This is a genomic window from Rhodococcus sp. 66b (genome assembly GCF_002076325.1).
Classification (GTDB): Bacteria; Actinomycetota; Actinomycetes; order Mycobacteriales; family Mycobacteriaceae; genus Rhodococcus_F; species Rhodococcus_F erythropolis.
Genome location: NZ_MUZB01000018.1, coordinates 18,407 through 35,900 on the forward strand (window position 1 = coordinate 18,407; position 17,494 = coordinate 35,900).

At 64.1% G+C, this 17,494-nt stretch carries 16 protein-coding genes; 8 read left to right on the top strand and 8 right to left on the bottom strand.

The features are described 5' to 3' along the window. Positions 1-3 precede the first annotated feature (3 nt). Positions 4-690: a metal-dependent transcriptional regulator gene (locus tag B0E55_RS26795; RefSeq protein ID WP_003942150.1), complete on the bottom strand. Its 687-nt coding sequence runs from the start codon at positions 688-690 to the stop codon at positions 4-6. A 176-nt stretch (positions 691-866) separates the two neighbouring features. On the opposite strand from B0E55_RS26795, the gene B0E55_RS26800 reads away from it, so the two are divergent. Next, positions 867-2,138 (top strand): acetoin utilization protein AcuC, encoded by a 1,272-nt coding sequence (locus tag B0E55_RS26800; protein WP_080910833.1) that lies wholly within the window; start codon positions 867-869, stop codon positions 2,136-2,138. Further along, positions 2,131-4,836 (top strand): bifunctional acetate--CoA ligase family protein/GNAT family N-acetyltransferase, encoded by a 2,706-nt coding sequence (locus B0E55_RS26805; protein ID WP_020969494.1) that lies wholly within the window; start codon positions 2,131-2,133, stop codon positions 4,834-4,836. The genes B0E55_RS26800 and B0E55_RS26805 overlap by 8 nt, the downstream gene beginning before the upstream one ends. Before the next feature lie 124 nt (positions 4,837-4,960). Here the strand turns inward: B0E55_RS26805 and B0E55_RS26810 are convergent, their stop codons facing one another. The 3 genes from B0E55_RS26810 to B0E55_RS26820 all read right to left on the bottom strand — a co-directional run bounded on the left by B0E55_RS26810 (position 4,961) and on the right by B0E55_RS26820 (position 7,977). Beyond that, a complete protein-coding gene (locus B0E55_RS26810; protein WP_003942639.1) occupies positions 4,961-5,932 on the bottom strand; it encodes a sigma-70 family RNA polymerase sigma factor in 972 nt (323 codons plus the stop codon). A 159-nt stretch (positions 5,933-6,091) separates the two neighbouring features. Continuing rightward, the gene (locus tag B0E55_RS26815) at positions 6,092-7,591 is read right to left on the bottom strand and encodes a DUF7782 domain-containing protein (protein ID WP_019748236.1); all 1,500 of its coding nucleotides are present in this window, start codon (positions 7,589-7,591) and stop codon (positions 6,092-6,094) included. Positions 7,592-7,617: 26 nt separating this feature from the next. Continuing rightward, complete coding sequence (locus B0E55_RS26820) at positions 7,618-7,977, bottom strand: DUF3099 domain-containing protein (RefSeq protein WP_080910834.1); 360 nt, start codon at positions 7,975-7,977, stop codon at positions 7,618-7,620. An 83-nt stretch (positions 7,978-8,060) separates the two neighbouring features. On the opposite strand from B0E55_RS26820, the gene B0E55_RS26825 reads away from it, so the two are divergent. Continuing rightward, positions 8,061-8,297, top strand: coding sequence for a DUF3039 domain-containing protein (locus B0E55_RS26825; protein WP_003942602.1), 237 nt, complete (start codon positions 8,061-8,063; stop codon positions 8,295-8,297). On the opposite strand, the gene B0E55_RS26830 is transcribed toward B0E55_RS26825, so the two are convergent. Further along, positions 8,270-9,517, bottom strand: a complete 1,248-nt coding sequence (locus tag B0E55_RS26830) for a YihY/virulence factor BrkB family protein (RefSeq protein ID WP_020907556.1) — start codon at positions 9,515-9,517, stop codon at positions 8,270-8,272. The two genes, B0E55_RS26825 and B0E55_RS26830, sit on opposite strands and share 28 nt — an antisense overlap. Positions 9,518-9,773: 256 nt before the next feature. On the opposite strand from B0E55_RS26830, the gene B0E55_RS26835 reads away from it, so the two are divergent. Continuing rightward, positions 9,774-11,552, top strand: coding sequence for a DEAD/DEAH box helicase (locus B0E55_RS26835; protein ID WP_020907558.1), 1,779 nt, complete (start codon positions 9,774-9,776; stop codon positions 11,550-11,552). A 133-nt stretch (positions 11,553-11,685) separates the two neighbouring features. On the opposite strand, the gene B0E55_RS26840 is transcribed toward B0E55_RS26835, so the two are convergent. After that, positions 11,686-11,877, bottom strand: a complete 192-nt coding sequence (locus B0E55_RS26840) for a DUF7455 domain-containing protein (protein ID WP_003942643.1) — start codon at positions 11,875-11,877, stop codon at positions 11,686-11,688. A gap of 234 nt (positions 11,878-12,111) precedes the next feature. Between B0E55_RS26840 and B0E55_RS26845 the strand changes: the two genes are divergently transcribed. The 4 genes from B0E55_RS26845 to B0E55_RS26860 all read left to right on the top strand — a co-directional run bounded on the left by B0E55_RS26845 (position 12,112) and on the right by B0E55_RS26860 (position 15,069). Then, the gene (locus B0E55_RS26845) at positions 12,112-12,489 is read left to right on the top strand and encodes a DUF952 domain-containing protein (RefSeq protein ID WP_080910835.1); all 378 of its coding nucleotides are present in this window, start codon (positions 12,112-12,114) and stop codon (positions 12,487-12,489) included. Between the two features lie 86 nt (positions 12,490-12,575). Continuing rightward, positions 12,576-13,058 (top strand): cation:proton antiporter regulatory subunit, encoded by a 483-nt coding sequence (locus tag B0E55_RS26850; RefSeq protein WP_021344116.1) that lies wholly within the window; start codon positions 12,576-12,578, stop codon positions 13,056-13,058. 7 nt (positions 13,059-13,065) lie between these two features. Next, a complete protein-coding gene (locus B0E55_RS26855) occupies positions 13,066-14,238 on the top strand; it encodes a cation:proton antiporter (protein ID WP_003943778.1) in 1,173 nt (390 codons plus the stop codon). A gap of 21 nt (positions 14,239-14,259) precedes the next feature. After that, entirely contained in the window at positions 14,260-15,069 is an 810-nt protein-coding gene (locus B0E55_RS26860) for a tyrosine-protein phosphatase (RefSeq protein ID WP_080910836.1), read from the top strand. A 69-nt stretch (positions 15,070-15,138) separates the two neighbouring features. On the opposite strand, the gene B0E55_RS26865 is transcribed toward B0E55_RS26860, so the two are convergent. Further along, on the bottom strand, positions 15,139-16,563 hold the full coding sequence (locus tag B0E55_RS26865) for an RNA polymerase sigma factor (RefSeq protein ID WP_370333980.1): 1,425 nt from the start codon (positions 16,561-16,563) through the stop codon (positions 15,139-15,141). Between the two features lie 112 nt (positions 16,564-16,675). Then, positions 16,676-17,443, bottom strand: a complete 768-nt coding sequence (ppgK, locus tag B0E55_RS26870) for a polyphosphate--glucose phosphotransferase (RefSeq protein WP_007732834.1) — start codon at positions 17,441-17,443, stop codon at positions 16,676-16,678. Between the last annotated feature and the right edge of the window lie 51 nt (positions 17,444-17,494).

Below are 17,494 nucleotides of genomic sequence, written 5' to 3' on the forward strand. Positions count from 1 at the left end.
TCCTCAGACCTGCTTGACCTGAACGGCGTGAGCCATTTCCTCGGACAGGTCGAACCCGCTGTGACCCGGCACGATGATGGTCACCGAGCCCGGACGGGTTTCGACCGTCACCCTGGCGTCGGGAACGACGCCGGCGTCACGCAGCTGCGCGATCACCTCGGGATCGGACTGCACGTGCTCGGCGAGTCGCCGAACGACCACAGCTGTCTGTGCGCCGTGCGGAATATCGGTCAGGCGCACCAACGTTTCGGTGGTGGCAACCGGGCCGTCGAGTCCCAACTGGTCCAAGCCCGGAATCGGGTTGCCGTATGGCGACGTCGTGGGGTTGTTCAGAACGACGACGAGTCGACGCTCGACCTCCTCGCTCATCACGTGCTCCCAACGGCATGCCTCGGCATGTACGTCTTCCCATTTGAGACCGATGACGTCCACCAGTAGGCGCTCTGCCAACCGGTGCTTACGCATGACAGAGATCGCGAGATCGCGACCCTTGTCGGTGAGTTCCAGATGTCGATCGCCGGCGACCATCAGCAAGCCGTCGCGCTCCATACGCGCAACTGTCTGGCTGACGGTGGGTCCGCTCTGTTCGAGCCGTTCGGCGATCCGCGCCCGGAGTGGGACTACGCCCTCTTCTTCCAAGTCGTAGATCGTCCGGAGATACATCTCCGTGGTGTCGACTAGATCCTTCACACTCAACCCCTTCGTCAGTTGATCATTCTACCGTTCAGTTCGTGGTTCCGGTGCCGCCTCCACTGCGGCGAGTCCAGCGCGTGTCCGAATTGGATTCGTGTCACTCGATCTCGGTCTCCGAAGCGGGCCGCGAGTGTGGTGTGCGGCACGAAACGAGAAGGAAGTAGCGTGATCCCATGACCGCGTCGATCAGATCTGACGGGGACCCCGCGGCGTCTCGAGCGAATCGAGTCGTGGTGTGGAGTCCGGAGTACCTGAGCTATCGGTGGAGCGCCGATCACCCGATGAATCCCACTCGCCTCGATCTCACGATGGCACTCTCGCGAAGCCTCGGACTTCTCGAGGGCATCGAATTTCTCGAACCGAGCGCCGCGTCCGATGCCGACCTCCTCAGAATCCACACACCGGCATATCTTGCAGCGGTCAAAGACGCGGGTAACTCTGCGAACAACGGTGTGAGCGGCCAGGATGTTCCCCACGGGCTCGGTACCGAGGACAACCCGGTCTTCCCGCACATGCACGAAGCAAGTGCGATCCTCGCCGGCGGCTCGCTGGCCGCAGCGCAGGAAATCGCTTCGGGACGTACGCGACGCGCGGTCAGCATCGGCGGCGGCATGCACCACGCGATGGCGGATTGGGCTTCGGGATTCTGCGTCTACAACGATGCGGCTGTGGCGATTTCGTGGCTGCTCGACAACGGCTACGACCGCATCGCCTACATCGACGTCGACGCTCATCACGGCGACGGAGTGCAACATGCGTTCCTCGGGGACCCCCGGGTGCTCACGGTCTCGCTGCATCAGCACCCGGCAACCTTGTGGCCGAACACCGGATGGTCGAGCGAGGTCGGCGACGGGGCCGCTGAAGGCACTGCAGTGAACATCCCGGTGCTTCCCGGGACCGTCGACGCGTTGTGGCTGCGCGCATTTCACGCCGTCGTCCCGGGAGCCATTGCAGCCTTCCGCCCGCAGATCATCATCAGCCAGTGCGGAGTCGACTCGCACCGCGAGGACCCGCTCGCGGACCTCGCTCTGACCGTCGACGGCCAGCGAGCAGCGTTCCTGACAATGCGCGATCTTGCCGACCGCTACTCCGAGGGCCGGTGGCTGGCAGTCGGCGGCGGCGGATACGGACTGGTTCGCGTCGTGCCGAGGGCATGGACTCACCTGATCGCTGCCGCGCTCGATCGCGAGGTCGACGTCGACACAGCTGTGCCTGACGAGTGGAAGGAATCGACGAAGCTGCGAGCGCCGAGCGTCGACCTCCCGCCGACCATGGGCGACGGCGGAGATGTCGCATACACCCCGTGGGACGGCCCGGGTGGTACACCGGAGACAGGTGTCGCGTCGGTGGACCGTGCACTCACCCGAATCGACTCGGCGATCATCGCCACACGCCGTGCTTCGTTCCCGCTACTCGGACTCGACCCGGAGGATCCCCGTGACTGAACAGTCCGATACCGATGCCGGCGGCGCGAGCGACCAGGCGCCGAAGACCGACCCGGCTCACACCTATCCCCATTCGTGGGTAGTCGACGTTCTCGCCTCCGACGGCGGCGCGGTGGCGTTGCGACCCATCGTTCCCGAGGACGCGGACAAGCTCGTCGAATTCCACGGCAAACTCTCCGAGCGCACTCGGTACCTGCGCTACTTCGGCCCGTACCCCACGATGTCGGCGCGCGACGTGAAGAATTTCACGACGGTCGACCACCACAACCGCGTCGCCTTCGTGATGATGCTCGGCGACGAGATCATCGCGGTGGGTCGCTACGAGCGACTCCTCGACGTCGGTGACGGAAAGTCTGCCGAGGTCGCCTTCGTCGTCGCCGACGCACACCAGGGGCGCGGCCTCGGCCCGATCCTGCTCGAATACCTGGCAGCAGCAGCGGCCGAGAACGGCCTGACGATGTTCGTCGCCGAGGTCCTGTCCGAGAACCGCAACATGGTGACGGTGTTCCGTGAGGCGGGGTATCAGGTGAGCCGCTCGTTCGACGGTGGCGTGCTGCGCCTCGAATTCGCGATCGACCCGACGGAAGCGCTTGTTTCAGTACGTAATTCGCGTGAGCGGGCAGCTGAGGCCCGCAGCATGGGAAACGTGCTGAGTCCACGATCGGTGGCAGTGATCGGCGCATCAGCGGACCCCGCCAAGGTGGGTAACGCGGTGTTGACCAACCTGCTGCGCGGCGGATTCACCGGACCGGTCTACCCCGTCAACGCGGAGCATCGTTCGGTTCACGGGGTGCGGGCGTACCCAACTGTTCGCGACATTCCTGACGACGTCGATCTCGCCGTCGTGGCTGTACCTGCGGAATCGATCAATTCGGTACTCGACGACTGCCTCGACAAGGGCGTCAAAGCGCTGGTGGTGGTCTCGTCGGGCTTCAGCGAGAGCGGTCCGGACGGACGCTCGTCCGAACGCAAACTGGTCCATGCAGCACGCGCTCACGGAATGCGCCTCATCGGTCCGAATGCACTGGGAGTGGCGAACAACGACCCCGCGATCTCGTTGAATGCGACTCTCGCGCCGGTCTTGCCGGTGGCAGGCAACGTGGGCTTCTTCTGTCAGTCCGGCGCGCTCGGTATCGCCATTCTCGACGAAGCTGCGCGCAGCCGAATCGGGTTGTCCGCCTTCGTTTCTGCCGGCAACCGTGCGGACGTCTCGGGCAACGACCTTCTGCAGTACTGGGATTCCGACCAGTCCACCGAAGTGGTCCTTCTCTACCTCGAAAGCTTCGGCAACCCACGAAAGTTCTCCCGGATCGCCCGCCGAGTTGCGCGGAAGAAGCCGATCGTCGCGGTCAAGAGCGGTCGGCACGCGGTTCCGCCGGTTCTCGCCGCCACCGGAGTGGAGATCGACGATTCCATCGTCCGTGCTCTCTTCGAACAGGCGGGCGTCATCCAGGTCGGCTCCATTTCACAATTGTTCGACTGCGCCTTGCTCTTCGGATACCAGCCGTTGCCGGCGGGTCCGCGGCTTGCTGTCATCGGCAACTCGACCGCGCTCGGTGTCCTTGCCGCGGACGCCGCCCGCAGTGAAGGTTTGCAGGTCAGCGACCCGGTCGACCTTGGCGCCCAGGCGAGTCCGGAACTGTTCGCCGCTGCCGTGCGCGACGCGTTGGCGTCGTTCGACGTCGATGCCGTCATCGCCGTCTTCGTTCCTCCGGTTGCCATTCCGGTCGAGCCGTTCGCGAAAGCACTCAAAGACGCCGTCGCCGGCTCGGACAAGCCGATTCTCACGACGTTCCTCGCAGCCGAGGGTGTGCCGGACGTCCTGGCGGTCCGCGACGAAGTCGGAAACCCGACCCGCGGTTCGGTGCCGTCCTACCCGGGGCCGGAGCGCGCCGCACTGGCGTTGGCGAGGGCCTGGCGTTACGCGGAGTGGCGCAGCAAGCCTGCGTCGAAGGTTGTTCGCCCCGCGGGAATCGACTCCGAACGAGCCCAGAAGATGGTGGCCGCCTGGCTTGAAAACTCGCCTGGCCGTTGGCTTTCGGACGTCGAAGCAGCAGCTCTTCTCGAGTGCTACGGGGTTGCAGTCGTCGAATTCCGTTCGGTCCTGAGCGAAGACGAAGCTGTAGAGGCAGCGGATGCTGTCGGCTACCCGGTCGCGGTCAAGGCAACCGGCGAAATGTGGCGCCACCGACCGGATCTGGGCGGCGTCAGGCTGGATCTGAGTGGACCTGAATCGGTGCGCCTCGCTTACCGAGATCTTGCGGCCGCGTCGGGTGAACCGCTGCTGCACGTGCAGAAAATGGCAACCAAGGGCATCGGGTGTGTGGTTGGTGTCCAAGACGACCCGTCGTTCGGTTCGCTGATCTCATTCGGTCTCGCCGGTGTGATCTCCGATCTCCTCGGGGACCGTGCCTATCGCGTACTGCCGCTCACGGAAGACGCTGCTACGGAGTTGATCGACGCACCCAAGGCAGCGCCGCTGCTCTCCGGATATCGAAATGCCGTTCCGGTCAACAAGGGTGCCTTGGTCGATCTGGTCCAGCGGATCTCGGCGCTGGCCGACGATATTCCGGAAGTCCGCGAACTGGCCTGTGAGCCGGTACTTGCTTCGGCTACCGGCGCGGAGATCACCGATTCGCGAGTACGCATCGGGCCAGAGCCGAGCGCAATCGACCTGGGGCCCAGGCGTCTGCGGTAGGTACAACGAACAACACCGGCCATCGCACATTCCCGAGGGGGAGGGAATAAGCGGTGGCCGGTGCTTTGTGCGGTGCGTCAGCGCGAGTGGTGTGGCGCGCTGACGCACGTGCTGTGTTGTTTGATCAGCTCGCGTAGGAACGCAGTTTCTCGGCGCGATCGCCGACGCGGAGCTTGCCCATGACCTCACGCTCGATCTGACGAACCCGCTCACGCGAGAGGCCGAAGAGCTTGCCGATCTGATCGAGTGTGCGAGGCTGGCCGTCGTCGAGACCGTAGCGAAGTCGGATGACCTGCTGCTCGCGCTCGTCGAGCGTCCCGAGCACGCTGCGCACATCGCTGTGCAGCAGACCGGCGATGACGGCGTTCTCCGCCGAAGTCGCCTCGGAATCTTCGATGAAGTCGCCCAAGGGAGCTTCTTCGTCGTTGCCGACTGGCATGTCCAGGCTTACCGGGTCGCGGCTGTGGTCGAGCAGGTCCGCGATCTTGTGGGCGGGAATGCCCGACTCTTCGGCCAACTCGTCGTCCGTCGCTTCGCGCCCGAGCTGCTGGTGCAGTTCACGCTTGATGCGGGCGAGCTTGTTGACCTGCTCCACGAGGTGGACTGGGAGCCGGATGGTGCGGCTCTGATCAGCCATTCCGCGGGTGATCGCCTGACGGATCCACCAGGTGGCGTACGTCGAGAACTTGAAGCCCTTGGCGTAGTCGAACTTCTCCATGGCACGGATGAGTCCGAGGTTGCCTTCTTGAATGAGATCGAGGAGCGGCATTCCGCGGCCGGTGTAGCGCTTGGCCAGCGACACGACGAGTCGCAGGTTCGCTTCCAGGAGGTGGCTACGCGCCGACTGTCCCTCGCGAACGATCGTTGCGAGATCCCTCTTCTTGGCGACTGTCAGGCGCTTTCCCGTGGCAAGGACGTGGCTGGCGTACAGCCCCGCTTCGATTCGCTTCGCCAGTTCGACCTCGTCTGCTGCTGTCAGCAGTGCAGTACGACCGATCCCGTTCAGGTAGACGCGGACCAGGTCTGCGGCCGGGCTCTGGGCGTCCAGATCTGCGGCGCTCGGACGAATGCGAGTAGTGGTGCTGGGGCTTGTCATGACTTGCCTCCCTATCGGCGGTCTCTCACACAGTTCAACGTGTGAGAGTTCCGGGAAAGTTCCCGCGCCGATTTCCGCTAAAACGCCGTGACCTGCAGTTATTTCCCAGTCGTCCTGAGAAGTTGCTGAGAACACAAAAATCTGCAACTCACCGGGAACTCAGTTCGTGACGGGAAGCACCAACCCGTGCCGGACAAGCGAGACCAGCAATGTGACGACGGCCTCACGTAGCTGGTCCGGGTCTTCGCCGTTCGCCGCGGCGAGAAGTTCGACCAGTTCGTCGACCACCAGTCCGTCCGCTCGGAGCCCGGCCAGCAGCGCAGCACCGAGCTCGTCGATCTCGTGCTGCCAGTGTGGTCCGTTGCCGCGGTGCACACGCGTGACCACTTGCTGCCATCCCTCGTCGCCGGGGAGGTAGACGCGTTCGAGAGCCGTGTCCGGATCCAGGACGAATCGCTCCTCGAGGACGTCGTGTTCACGCAACCAGGCAAGACGGTCGAAGTAAGCGAGCGCCTCGGCCCCGAGCGGGTCCGAGAAGCCGTGCATGAGGTCCTCGGCCATCAGGTCGGTGGGGGAGTCGGTGCGGCGAAGGAACACGAAACCGAAGCCGACGCCCTCGACATCGGCTTCTTCGAGGTGATCCAGCCAGGCGTTTGCTCGCGATGCCGATTCCGGATCTCGCGGATCCTGCCCGCCGTCCTTGAGCCACGTGCCGACGTACAGAGCTGGGTCCGCCACGTCGCGCTGCACCACCCAGGCGTCGACGCCGTGCGCCGGCAGCCACGACGCGATCCGCGAACGCCAGTCCTGTCCTTCGATGTGCACCCACGAGGCCAACAGCGCTGCCGTGCCGCCGGGGTTCAGATAGTCGATCGAGCGCGAGATCATCAATTCGCTCGCACCGTCGAGATCGAGGCCGGAATCGCGGTACGTGTGATGGACGCGTGCCTCGCCGACGACAAACGGGGGATTGGCGACCACCTGGTCGAAGGTTCGACCCTCGACGGGTTCGAACCAGGACCCCTGAAGCAGTTCGACGTCCAGTCCGTTGAGCGCCATGGTTGCGGCCGTGAGGTCGACGGCTCGTTGATTGATGTCGGTTGCGGTGACCGAATCCGCGTATGTGTTCGCGTGCAGGGCTTGGATGCCGCATCCCGTACCGAGGTCGAGCACGCTGCCGACCTTCGCGGTGGGCGTGGCCTGCAGCAAGGACAGTGACGCATGTCCGACGCCCAGCACGTGATCGGCCGTGGCCTTCTTGGGACGGATTCCGCCGTCGAGATCCGAGATCACCCAACGGTCGCCGTCGCCGACGTCGATGGGGCGAAGATCGACCGCGGCCCGCACGAGCGGATTCTCACTGTCGAAGTTTTCACCTTCGAGCAGGCCGGCGTCGACGCACTGCGCAATTGTCAGCGGAGTCAACGCCGCGGCGACGTCGCCTGCCGGGCAATCATCGGCGAGAAGGAACAGTCTGATGAGAACGCCCAGGTCCCCGAGTTCTCGGGTGGCGCGGCGCACGGGCACCGGCTCACTTCGGCCGAGAGCGGCGTGAACTTCGGGACCCAATGCCTCGAGCATGGTTCCCGTGTCGAATCGATTGCGAAGCAGAGCCTCACGCAGCGCAGGGGTGATGGACAGGAGCGTTTCGCTTCTCACCCCGTCATTCTCGCAGGCGGAACTTGTCAGCCTTCGATGGTGTGGTGCGTCGCGGATTCGATCTCGCCTGCGGTCTTCTTTCGTCCGTCGTATCGGCTCGGTTCGTCCTTGGTGCGCGGTGGTCGGTCGTTGGCGATCAGGACGGCGATCCAGGGAAGCGGAATGGATGCACCGATGATGAGCATCGAGATCCAGGCGTTGGCCCAGATGCCGTACGCGATCGCCGCGAGGATCAACGCCGGGAACCGGAAGGACATGATGATCATGTACTTGCGCACTCGGGCTTTGTGCTGTTCTTCGACGGACTTCTGCGCTTCGGTGATCAGTACGGGATTTTCGGGAGTCCCGGCCTCGTCGGACCTGCCGAACGCGCCATTTCGTGCCATGACTCCACTGTTCCACTCTCGGCCGACAATTGCACACGACCCGTGGGTCGCACCGCTGTGACGGAGACGGCATTATTGGAGGGGTGAGCACTCAAACCAAGGAACGTCCCGACGTCTCCACCGACGAAACGACCGACGACGACACCCCGAAGTTCTTCCACTACGTGAAGAAGAACAAGATCGCCGAGAGCGCCGTCATGGGAACCCATGTCGTCGCGCTGTGCGGCGAGGTGTTTCCCGTGACGAAGTCCGCCAAGCCGGGATCACCGGTGTGCCCGGACTGCAAGAAGATTTACGAAGGACTCCGTAAGGGCGACTGACCTCGGGTCACGCGAGCGGGAGTACTTCCGGAGCTCGGCGGATCGACAGCCTCGACGCAGTCGGCCGCCGGGCTCTTCGCGTCTGCCTGCGGTTCATCGCAGGGATCTTGGTCGGCGCACGAGTTCTGGCGCGACTCTGTTTGTCTGCTGCGGGGCCGCCCGTACGAGGGGACCGTGGCCGGATCCGCTTTGTCGCCCGAGATGCGGATCGGGCTGGTGGCCAGGTGCCAGGTCAGGTTGGTGACCGGACCGGTCTCGTCGTCGGTGTTCTGAGCCGCAAGCCACTCTCGCATCTGCTCCATCCGAGTGGCACGAGCCGGCCAGAACTCCTGAACCGTCGCGTTGAACTCGGCGCCGAGGACGACGGCGAAACCGAGGAAGAACGTGAAGAGCAGAAAGGCGATCGGCGTTGCCAGTGCGCCGTACGTGTAGCCGGTGCTGGTGACAAATCCCAGGTACCAGCGCAATCCGGTACTGGCGGCCATGAAGAACACACCGGCGACCAGCGCGCCCGCGAGCAGCCGATGCCACGGCAGCGACTTCGGTAGAGCGACTTTGTAGAGCGTCGTGAGGCCGATGATCACCAGCAGACCGACAGCGGGGTAGTAGAACGTGTCGACCAGATTCGAGCCGACCACGTACCAGGAGGCCGGCAGTGCTCGCCCGACGAGCGTCGGCCCGAGAGCTACCAGCGGCAGGATGAACACAGCCATCACCAGGAACATCACGTAGAGCAACAGGGCGAAGATGCGCTGCCAGATGGGATTGCGCGCATCCTGCTGACCGTGTGCTTCCACGATCGAGTCGACGAAGGTACTGATCGCCGATGATCCCGCCCACAGGGAGAGCAGGAAGCCCACCGAGATGATCTCCGGTCGTCCGCGCTGAAGGACGTCCGTCACCGTCGGGCGGATGATCTGGTCGACGACGCTTTCGCTGAAGATCGTTCCGCTGAACGTGACGATCTTGGATTCGATGATCTCGACGGTGTTGGGTCCGAACCACCCACCGATGTAGCCGATCATTCCGAGAAGGCCCAGCAGCAGGGGAGCCAGTGACAGCGTTTGCCAGAACGCGGCCGTAGCCGCCTTTCCGAAGATGGAATCGTCCCAGGCCTTGCTCAGGGTTCGACCGATCAACTGCCCGGTGCGGCGTAGCGGATGCCATCTGCGGTGGTGCAGATCACTTCCGCTCGACTTCTCGCCTCGCGCTTCACTCATGATGTCTCCAGCATCCCTGACGACACACCCGGTTGCCCAACCATGGCGCCGACGTGTCGCACATTTCTGAGACAATTCGCGTGCAGGTCGGCAGGATGCGAGAACAGCGAAACCTCGCCGGCCGGAGTGAGAACGGCCATGAGTACGCGCTTCGAGTGCGGCTTTCGTCGGTGGCGGCGGCTAGGCTCGTCGCCGGACATTGATGAAAATTCGAGGAGCGCGAGACAACAGTGCGATTCCAGTGGAGGCGCGGCCTATGACGTCTGAGACCGTGGCAGCCGAGTTCGGCAATTCGCCCGAACCCGCCGGAGCTCAATCCGCGGGAACCCAACCTGGCGCCCCTACCGGTTCCCTTCGTGCATGGCAGCGCCGTGCACTGACCAAGTACCTTTCCAGCAGTCCGCGTGACTTTCTGGCGGTCGCAACGCCGGGAGCAGGTAAGACCACCTTCGCTCTGCGGGTAGCTTCGGAATTGCTCCGTGACCGGACGGTCGACCAGATAACCGTCGTGGCGCCGACCGAGCACCTCAAGCACCAGTGGGCGGAGTCCGCTCAGCGATCCGGCCTGGCATTGGACTCGCGGTTCTCCAACTCGACCGGCCAGACCTCGAGTGACTATCACGGCGTCGTGCTGACCTACGCCCAGGTTGCCTCGCACCCGTCGAAGCACCGTGTGCGCACCGAGGGCCGCAAGACGCTGGTCATCCTCGACGAGATCCACCACGGCGGCGACGCCAAGAGCTGGGGCGACGCCATTCGTGAGGCGTTCGGCGACGCGACCAGGCGTCTCGCACTGACCGGAACTCCGTTCCGCAGTGACGACAGTGCCATTCCTTTTGTCGAGTACGAGCCGGACAAGGAAGGTCTGCTCCGCTCGAAAGCCGATCACTCCTACGGATACTCGGATGCCCTCAAGGACGGCGTGGTTCGCCCCGTCGTGTTTCTCGCCTACTCGGGCGAGGCGCGGTGGCGAAACAACGCCGGCGAGGAATTCACCGCTCGGCTCGGCGAGCCGCTGAGCGCCGAGCAGACGACTCGGGCATGGCGTACGGCCTTGGACCCTGCCGGCGACTGGATTCCTGCCGTGCTGCAAGCAGCAGACACCCGTTTGGCGCAGCTGCGCAGTACGGGTATGCCCGATGCCGGCGGACTTGTCATCGCGACGGACCAGACGGTGGCCCGCGAGTACGCGAAGGCGTTGACAGCGATCACCGGCGAACAGCCGGCCGTCGTGCTGTCCGACGACCCCACCGCGTCCAAGCGAATCGCCGAATTCGGTGCGAGCGACCAGAAATGGATGGTCGCGGTGCGCATGGTGTCCGAGGGCGTCGACGTTCCCCGTCTGGCGGTCGGTGTGTACGCGACCAGCGCGTCGACCCCGCTGTACTTCGCTCAGGCGATCGGGCGCTTCGTGCGTTCGCGTCGTAAGGGCGAAACTGCCAGCGTCTTCCTGCCGTCGGTGCCGGTGCTTCTCGACCTTGCTGCACAGCTCGAGGCTCAGCGTGACCACGTACTCGGCAAGCCGCATCGTGAGAAGGACGGCCTCGAAGACGACCTGCTCGCCGATGCGAACAAGCAGAAGGACGAGCTGGGCGAGGAGGAGAAGGCGTTCACGTCCCTGGGCGCCGATGCCGAACTCGACCAGGTGATCTACGACGGATCGTCCTTCGGTACCGCGACATTCGCCGGAAGTGACGAGGAAGCCGACTACCTCGGTCTGCCAGGCCTACTCGACGCCGATCAGATGCGGGCATTGCTGCGTCAACGCCAGCAGACACAGGTCGAGGCCAACTCGGCCAAGGCCGCCGCACCGCAACCCACGGCGGCAGTGGTATCCGATCGAGCGGCCACGGCAGATCAGCTCGGAGCGCTCCGCAAGGAGCTGAACGGGTTGGTGGCGATGAACGTTCACCGAACCGGCAAACCACACGGCATCATTCACGCGGAACTTCGCCGAGTGTGCGGAGGCCCGCCGACGGCCATCGCGACTGTCGATCAGCTGACCGAGCGCATCGCGATCCTACGCAGCTGGTAGCAGCCGATACCGGTCCCGCACGCTTCGCGTGCTTGCGGCCCCGGAACGGCAGAACGGGCGATCACAGTGAATGTGATCGCCCGTTCTGGCGTTCATGGCGCGCCTCGTGAAGAGGCCACCCCCGGCTGACAGGTCAGATTGCGGGTTCGCTTTCGGAGACGACGGCATTCATCTCGCGAAGTCGATCCGCGTGTTCGGTTGCGTGGTGTCCGCAGAAGAGAAGCTCGCCGCCGGTGGGAAGCACGGCGCGTACGCGTGCTCCGGCACCGCACCGGTCGCACCGGTCGGCAGCGGTCAACTGTGGGCTGGTCAGTGTTCCGGGCATGACTCCTCCGTACTGGCTTTGCGGCATTCGGGCCGCGTGCCTGGGGCCTGGTCCGCCGCGTCGGAATGGCGCGGTAGATCCACTCTTACAGACGTTTGGGGTTTACGGGTTGTTCCCGAAGGCGTTTCTTAGTGTTGTGTCTCACTGGAAATGCGCTGGACAGGCATTCTCGGGTGAAGATTGTTCGCTGACAGCTGATTCGAATCGCCGACCTCAGCCCGATATTCTGGGCGGATGAACCCGGGACGCGAACCACTTGTCGACGAGAGCGTCGAGTTGCTCCACATGTGCACGCGCGAGGAATGGGCGCGGGCACAACAGCACGGCGAACGTATCCCCGACGGATTCGAGGCGGAGGGATTTGTTCACATGTCGACTCCGACGCAAGTTCATCTCCCGGCGAATCGGATCTTCGCCGGCCGCGATGACATAGTCCTTCTCGCCATCGATCCGGCCCTGCTCGGTGGTCAGGTCAAGTACGAACCGGGCGTCCCTTCTGACCCGGAATCGATGCGATTCCCGCATCTGTACGCCCCGATTCCGGTCGCAGCCGTCACCGCTGTCGTCGAGTATCTTCCGGACGAGAACGGCGTGTTTTCGCCGGTTCGGTAGGTCGCCGGTTCGCTCGCCGCGAAGTGCTCCCGGCGGATTGTGGCCCTCACGCGATGCAGGTCGCCGATCGGCGCTACCGTTGGTATATGAACGTAGAAGTCACCCCACTACCGGGGATCGGGACGCGCAAGGATTTTGTTCTGTCTTCCGGTCGTCGCGTGGGTGTCGTCACCCATCGGGACGGTCATACCGACCTCATCGTGTCCAAGGCAGACGACCCTGACGCGTGTGCTGCCTCGCTGCCTCTGACCACCGAGGAAGCGGCAGCGCTCAGCAATCTCCTGGGTGCCCCACAGCTCGTTGCGCAGCTCGAAGAAGAGCACCGTGACCTTCCGGGCATTCGAACCAAACAGCTCTACATCAAGGACGGTTCGCGCTACGACGGGCAGACCCTCGGGGACACCGGCATGCGCACGCGTACCGGAGTCTCCATCGTCGCCGTCATGCGTGCCGGACAGGTCAGCCCGTCCCCGAACCCCGACTTCACCTTCACCGGGGGAGATCTTCTCGTAGCAGTCGGAACGCCGGACGGTTTGGCCGCAGCGGCAAAAATCTTGGCCAACGGCTGACTGGCGCGTGGACACAACCACCCTCGCACTGATCGAACTCGGCGCGGTCTTCTTCGCGCTCGGACTGCTCGGACGGCTCGCTGCTCGCGTGGGGATGTCGCCGATCCCGTTCTACCTGATCGGCGGCCTGTGCTTCGGACAGGGCGGTTTCATCCAACTCGGAGACATCGGCGAGTTCTCCCATCTGGCAAGTGAGATCGGGATCGTCCTGCTCTTGTTGCTGTTGGGGCTCGAATACACCGCGGCCGAGCTCGTGACCGGTCTCAAACGCTCACGCGTAGCGGGCATCGTCGACATCGTCCTCAACGCGACTCCCGGCGCGGTGGTCGGCTTGATTCTCGGCTGGGGCGTCGTGGGGGCGACGGTCATGGCCGGCGTCACCTACATCTCGTCTTCGGGAATCATCGCCAAGGTGCTCAGCGACCTGGGGCGCCTCGGTAACCGCGAAACACCGGTCGTGCTGTCGATTCTGGTGTTCGAAGACCTGGCGATGGCGCTGTATCTGCCGATTCTGACCGCGATGCTTGCGGGCGTCAGCTTCATGGGCGGGCTCGAAGCGGTCGGGATCTCGTTGTTGGTCATCACCGTGGTTCTTGTTGTGGCCCTGCGATACGGGCGGTACGTCTCCGCGCTCCTCGACAGTCCCGACAGTGAGACGCTCCTGCTCAAGCTGCTCGGTGCCGCACTGTTGGTTGCCGGCATCAGTTCGGCGATGCAGGTGTCGGCGGCTGTGGGCGCGTTCCTCCTCGGGATCGCGATCTCGGGGTCGACGGCGCACAATGCCAGTCGCGTGCTCGAGCCCCTTCGAGATCTGTTCGCTGCAATGTTCTTCGTGGTCTTCGGTCTCAACACCGATCCCAGTTCCATTCCGCCCGTCCTCGGGTGGGCTGCGATCCTGGCCGTCGTCACCGCGATCACGAAGCTGATCACCGGCGCCTGGGCGGCCAGACGTCAGGGTGTCGCGCGAATGGGTCAAGCGCGCGCCGGTGCCGCCCTGATCGCCCGCGGTGAGTTCTCCATCATCATCGCCGGGCTGGCGGTGTCCGCGGGTGCGGTCGACGCCGAACTGGCGGCATTGGCAACGGCTTACGTGCTCCTGATGGCGGTCATCGGTCCAGTGGCGGCAAGAGTTATCGAACCGGTTGCCTCGTTGTACATCAAGGTTCGTACGAAGTCCTGATTGCGGCCCTATTCTGTCCGGATGTCGAACAGAATCGCCCGTCCCGCCGCGACAGTCCTGTGCGCGGTGATCCTCTCGTGCGGTCCGGTGCCGGCGCTCGCCGGGGGAATACCCGCGCTCGAACAAGCCGGACCTGCAGCTGCGCAGGTTGCCGCAGACCGATCGCTGCATCTCGAGGGTGCGTCGAACGCGCGTGACATCGGCGGCTACGTCACCGAGGAGGGGCGGATCGTTCGGTGGGGGAAGGTGTTTCGCTCGAATGCCCTCGACAAGCTGACGCCGTCGGATCTCGCGTCGTTGAGCGAACGCGGAGTGGAATCGGTGGACGACTTCCGCACGGTCGTCGAACGGACGCTCTCGCAAGACCGCATTCCGAACGGGGCACGAACCAACTGGTTCGACGTCATCGGAACCAACCCCGCCAACCTCCCGGCCCTGGTGGACATGCCCACGATGTACGCGTTGATGGCGACCGATCCGGGGGCGAGCCGCGCATTCCACGATGCTCTGGTGAACGTCGCGAACACCGAGGGTGCAGTCCTCTACCACTGCTCGGCGGGCAAGGACCGTACCGGCTGGATGACTGCGGTTCTTCTGACCCTCCTCGGCGTGAGCCGCGCCGACGTGAACGCCGACTACATGCTCAGCAACCAGTACCTCACCGGACCTCGCACCGGGAGTGCGTTCATCGACGGCGTCGAACAGTCGTGGCTGGACACGTCTTTCGCCACGGTGGATCGGGTGTACGGCAACTTCGACAACTACGTCCGGGACGGCCTGCAGTTGAGCGACGGGGACATCGCACAACTCCGGGACACACTCTTGGCCTGAGGCGGCAAACGAAGAAGAGCCGCTCTCCGGAAATCCGGAGAGCGGCTCTTCTTCGCGTAGCTGGTGTGACTAGTCGAGGTAGTCGCGCAGAACCTGCGAACGCGACGGGTGGCGCAGCTTCGACATCGTCTTCGATTCGATCTGACGGATACGCTCACGCGTGACGCCGTAGACCTGTCCGATTTCGTCTAAAGTCCTCGGCTGGCCGTCGGTGAGGCCGAAGCGGAGGCGAACCACGCCGGCTTCGCGCTCGGACAGCGTCTCGAGTACCGACTGGAGCTGATCCTGCAGCAAGGTGAACGAGACGGCGTCGACTGCGACAACAGCTTCGGAATCCTCGATGAAGTCACCGAGCTGGCTGTCGCCCTCGTCGCCGATGGTCTGGTCGAGAGAGATCGGCTCACGCGCGTACTGCTGGATTTCCAGCACCTTCTCCGGCGTGATGTCCATTTCCTTGGCAAGCTCTTCCGGCGTGGGCTCACGGCCCAGGTCCTGGAGCAGCTCACGCTGGATACGGCCGAGCTTGTTGATGACCTCGACCATGTGCACCGGGATGCGGATGGTGCGAGCCTGGTCGGCCATTGCGCGGGTGATGGCCTGACGGATCCACCACGTGGCGTAGGTCGAGAACTTGTAACCCTTGGTGTAGTCGAACTTCTCGACTGCACGGATCAGACCGAGGTTGCCTTCCTGGATGAGGTCCAGGAACGCCATGCCGCGGCCCGTGTAGCGCTTGGCCAGCGAGACGACCAGGCGAAGGTTGGCCTCGAGGAGGTGGTTCTTGGCGCGGTTGCCGTCGCGGCAGATCCAGCTCATGTCGCGTCGCTGAGCTGCAGGCAACTTCTCGCCCTTGTCAGCAAGATCCTGCATGATCTGCACGGCGTAGAGGCCGGCCTCGATGCGCTTGGCCAGTTCGACTTCCTCTTCGGCGTTGAGGAGTGCGACCTTGCCGATCTGCTTGAGGTAAGCGCGAACCGAGTCGGCGGACGCCGTCAGTTCGGCGTCCTTGCGTGCCTGGCGAAGAGCCTCGGACTCTTCCTCGTCCCAGACGAAGTCGCCGGAAGCCTTGTCCTTCTCGGACGGCTCTGCAGCGGTCTCTTCGTCTTCGCCGACTGCTACGACCTCGACGACATCGGACTCGACCTCGGCAAGGTCGCCGTCCGTGATGTCGATGTCTTCCAACTCGACATCGCCGTCTTCGGCATCAGGATCGCCGGCCTTCTTGGGGCTGGCCTTCTTAGCTGCTGCCTTCTTGGCCGGAGCTTTCTTGGCCGGAGCCTTCTTTGCTGCTGCCTTCTTGGCGGGAGCCTTTTTCGCCGGAGCCTTCTTGGCTGCCGGAGCGGTGACGGTGGCCGCCTCCACGGCTGGAGATTGTGGCTCTGACTCTGATGGAGAATCAGCAGTCTGACGTGTATCGGTGGCTGCCACGTACGCCCTTTCGTGACGGTGTCGTGCGGCGTCACGCCAGAGTGGTGATCCGGCGGAGAGGTCAATGGTTGTTGGCCGGCGCGCAGCCGGACTTCACCATTGTAACGACTCTCAGGAAACTCTTACGTCACGGCGGGCCGTAACAGGTAGATTTTCCGCTTTTCACGTGCAGGTTTTCTCATCCGGCGACGGGGGCCGGCCTGGTCAGTCCGACCGACGCGAGCGCAGCTCCGGCGATTCCAGCGGTGTTGAGGAGGGTGGCGGGGACGACCTTCGTGCGGTTGGTCAGGTGCGGAATCCACTTCTCGTGCTTGCGGCTGATTCCGCCTCCGGCGATGAAGAGATCAGGCCACAGCAGGTTCTCGAAGGTGGTCAGAACTCGGGAGACCTCGACCGCCCACTCCTTGTAGCTCCAGTCCTTTTTTTCCTTCACCGACGACGCCGCTCGATGCTCGGCTTCCTTGCCGTCGACCTCGAGGTGGCCGAACTCGGTGTTGGGCAACAGAACTCCGTTGTGCAACACGGCAGATCCGATTCCGGTGCCGAAGGTCAAGAGGATCACGACGCCGGAGGTGTCCTTGCCCGCGCCGAACGAGTCCTCGGCAATTCCGGCGGCGTCGGCGTCGTTGAGGACGGTGACTTCGCGCCCGCCCAGGGCCTTGCCGAAGAGCGCGGCCGCGTCGGTGTCGATCCAGGACTTGTCGATGTTCGCGGCGCTGCGCGCGACGCCGCCGGTCACGACAGCGGGCAACGTGATGCCGACCGGCCCGGTCCACTTTGCTTGCTCGACGATCTCGGCCACAGTGCCCGCGATCGCATCGGGAGTGGACGGCTGCGGGGTCAGGATCTTGATGCGGTCACCGATCATTTCCCCGGTGCTCAGGTCGATCGTGCCGCCCTTGACGCCGCTGCCGCCGACGTCGATCCCGAAACCTGTGGTTGTCATCGTCCTGCGCTCCTGAGTGTCGAATTCGAGGTCACGATCTACCGTTGCAAA

Excerpts from the sequence above, each read along its gene's own strand:
- B0E55_RS26800 (WP_080910833.1), top strand. The coding sequence starts at position 867 with ATGACCGCGTCGATCAGATCTGACGGGGACCCCGCGGCGTCTCGAGCG.
- B0E55_RS26810 (WP_003942639.1), bottom strand. The coding sequence starts at position 5,932 with ATGACAAGCCCCAGCACCACTACTCGCATTCGTCCGAGCGCCGCAGAT.
- B0E55_RS26820 (WP_080910834.1), bottom strand. The coding sequence starts at position 7,977 with ATGGCACGAAATGGCGCGTTCGGCAGGTCCGACGAGGCCGGGACTCCC.
- B0E55_RS26830 (WP_020907556.1), bottom strand. The coding sequence starts at position 9,517 with ATGAGTGAAGCGCGAGGCGAGAAGTCGAGCGGAAGTGATCTGCACCAC.
- B0E55_RS26835 (WP_020907558.1), top strand. The coding sequence starts at position 9,774 with ATGACGTCTGAGACCGTGGCAGCCGAGTTCGGCAATTCGCCCGAACCC.
- B0E55_RS26840 (WP_003942643.1), bottom strand. The coding sequence starts at position 11,877 with ATGCCCGGAACACTGACCAGCCCACAGTTGACCGCTGCCGACCGGTGC.
- B0E55_RS26845 (WP_080910835.1), top strand. The coding sequence starts at position 12,112 with ATGAACCCGGGACGCGAACCACTTGTCGACGAGAGCGTCGAGTTGCTC.
- B0E55_RS26850 (WP_021344116.1), top strand. The coding sequence starts at position 12,576 with ATGAACGTAGAAGTCACCCCACTACCGGGGATCGGGACGCGCAAGGAT.
- B0E55_RS26860 (WP_080910836.1), top strand. The coding sequence starts at position 14,260 with ATGTCGAACAGAATCGCCCGTCCCGCCGCGACAGTCCTGTGCGCGGTG.
- ppgK (WP_007732834.1), bottom strand. The coding sequence starts at position 17,443 with ATGACAACCACAGGTTTCGGGATCGACGTCGGCGGCAGCGGCGTCAAG.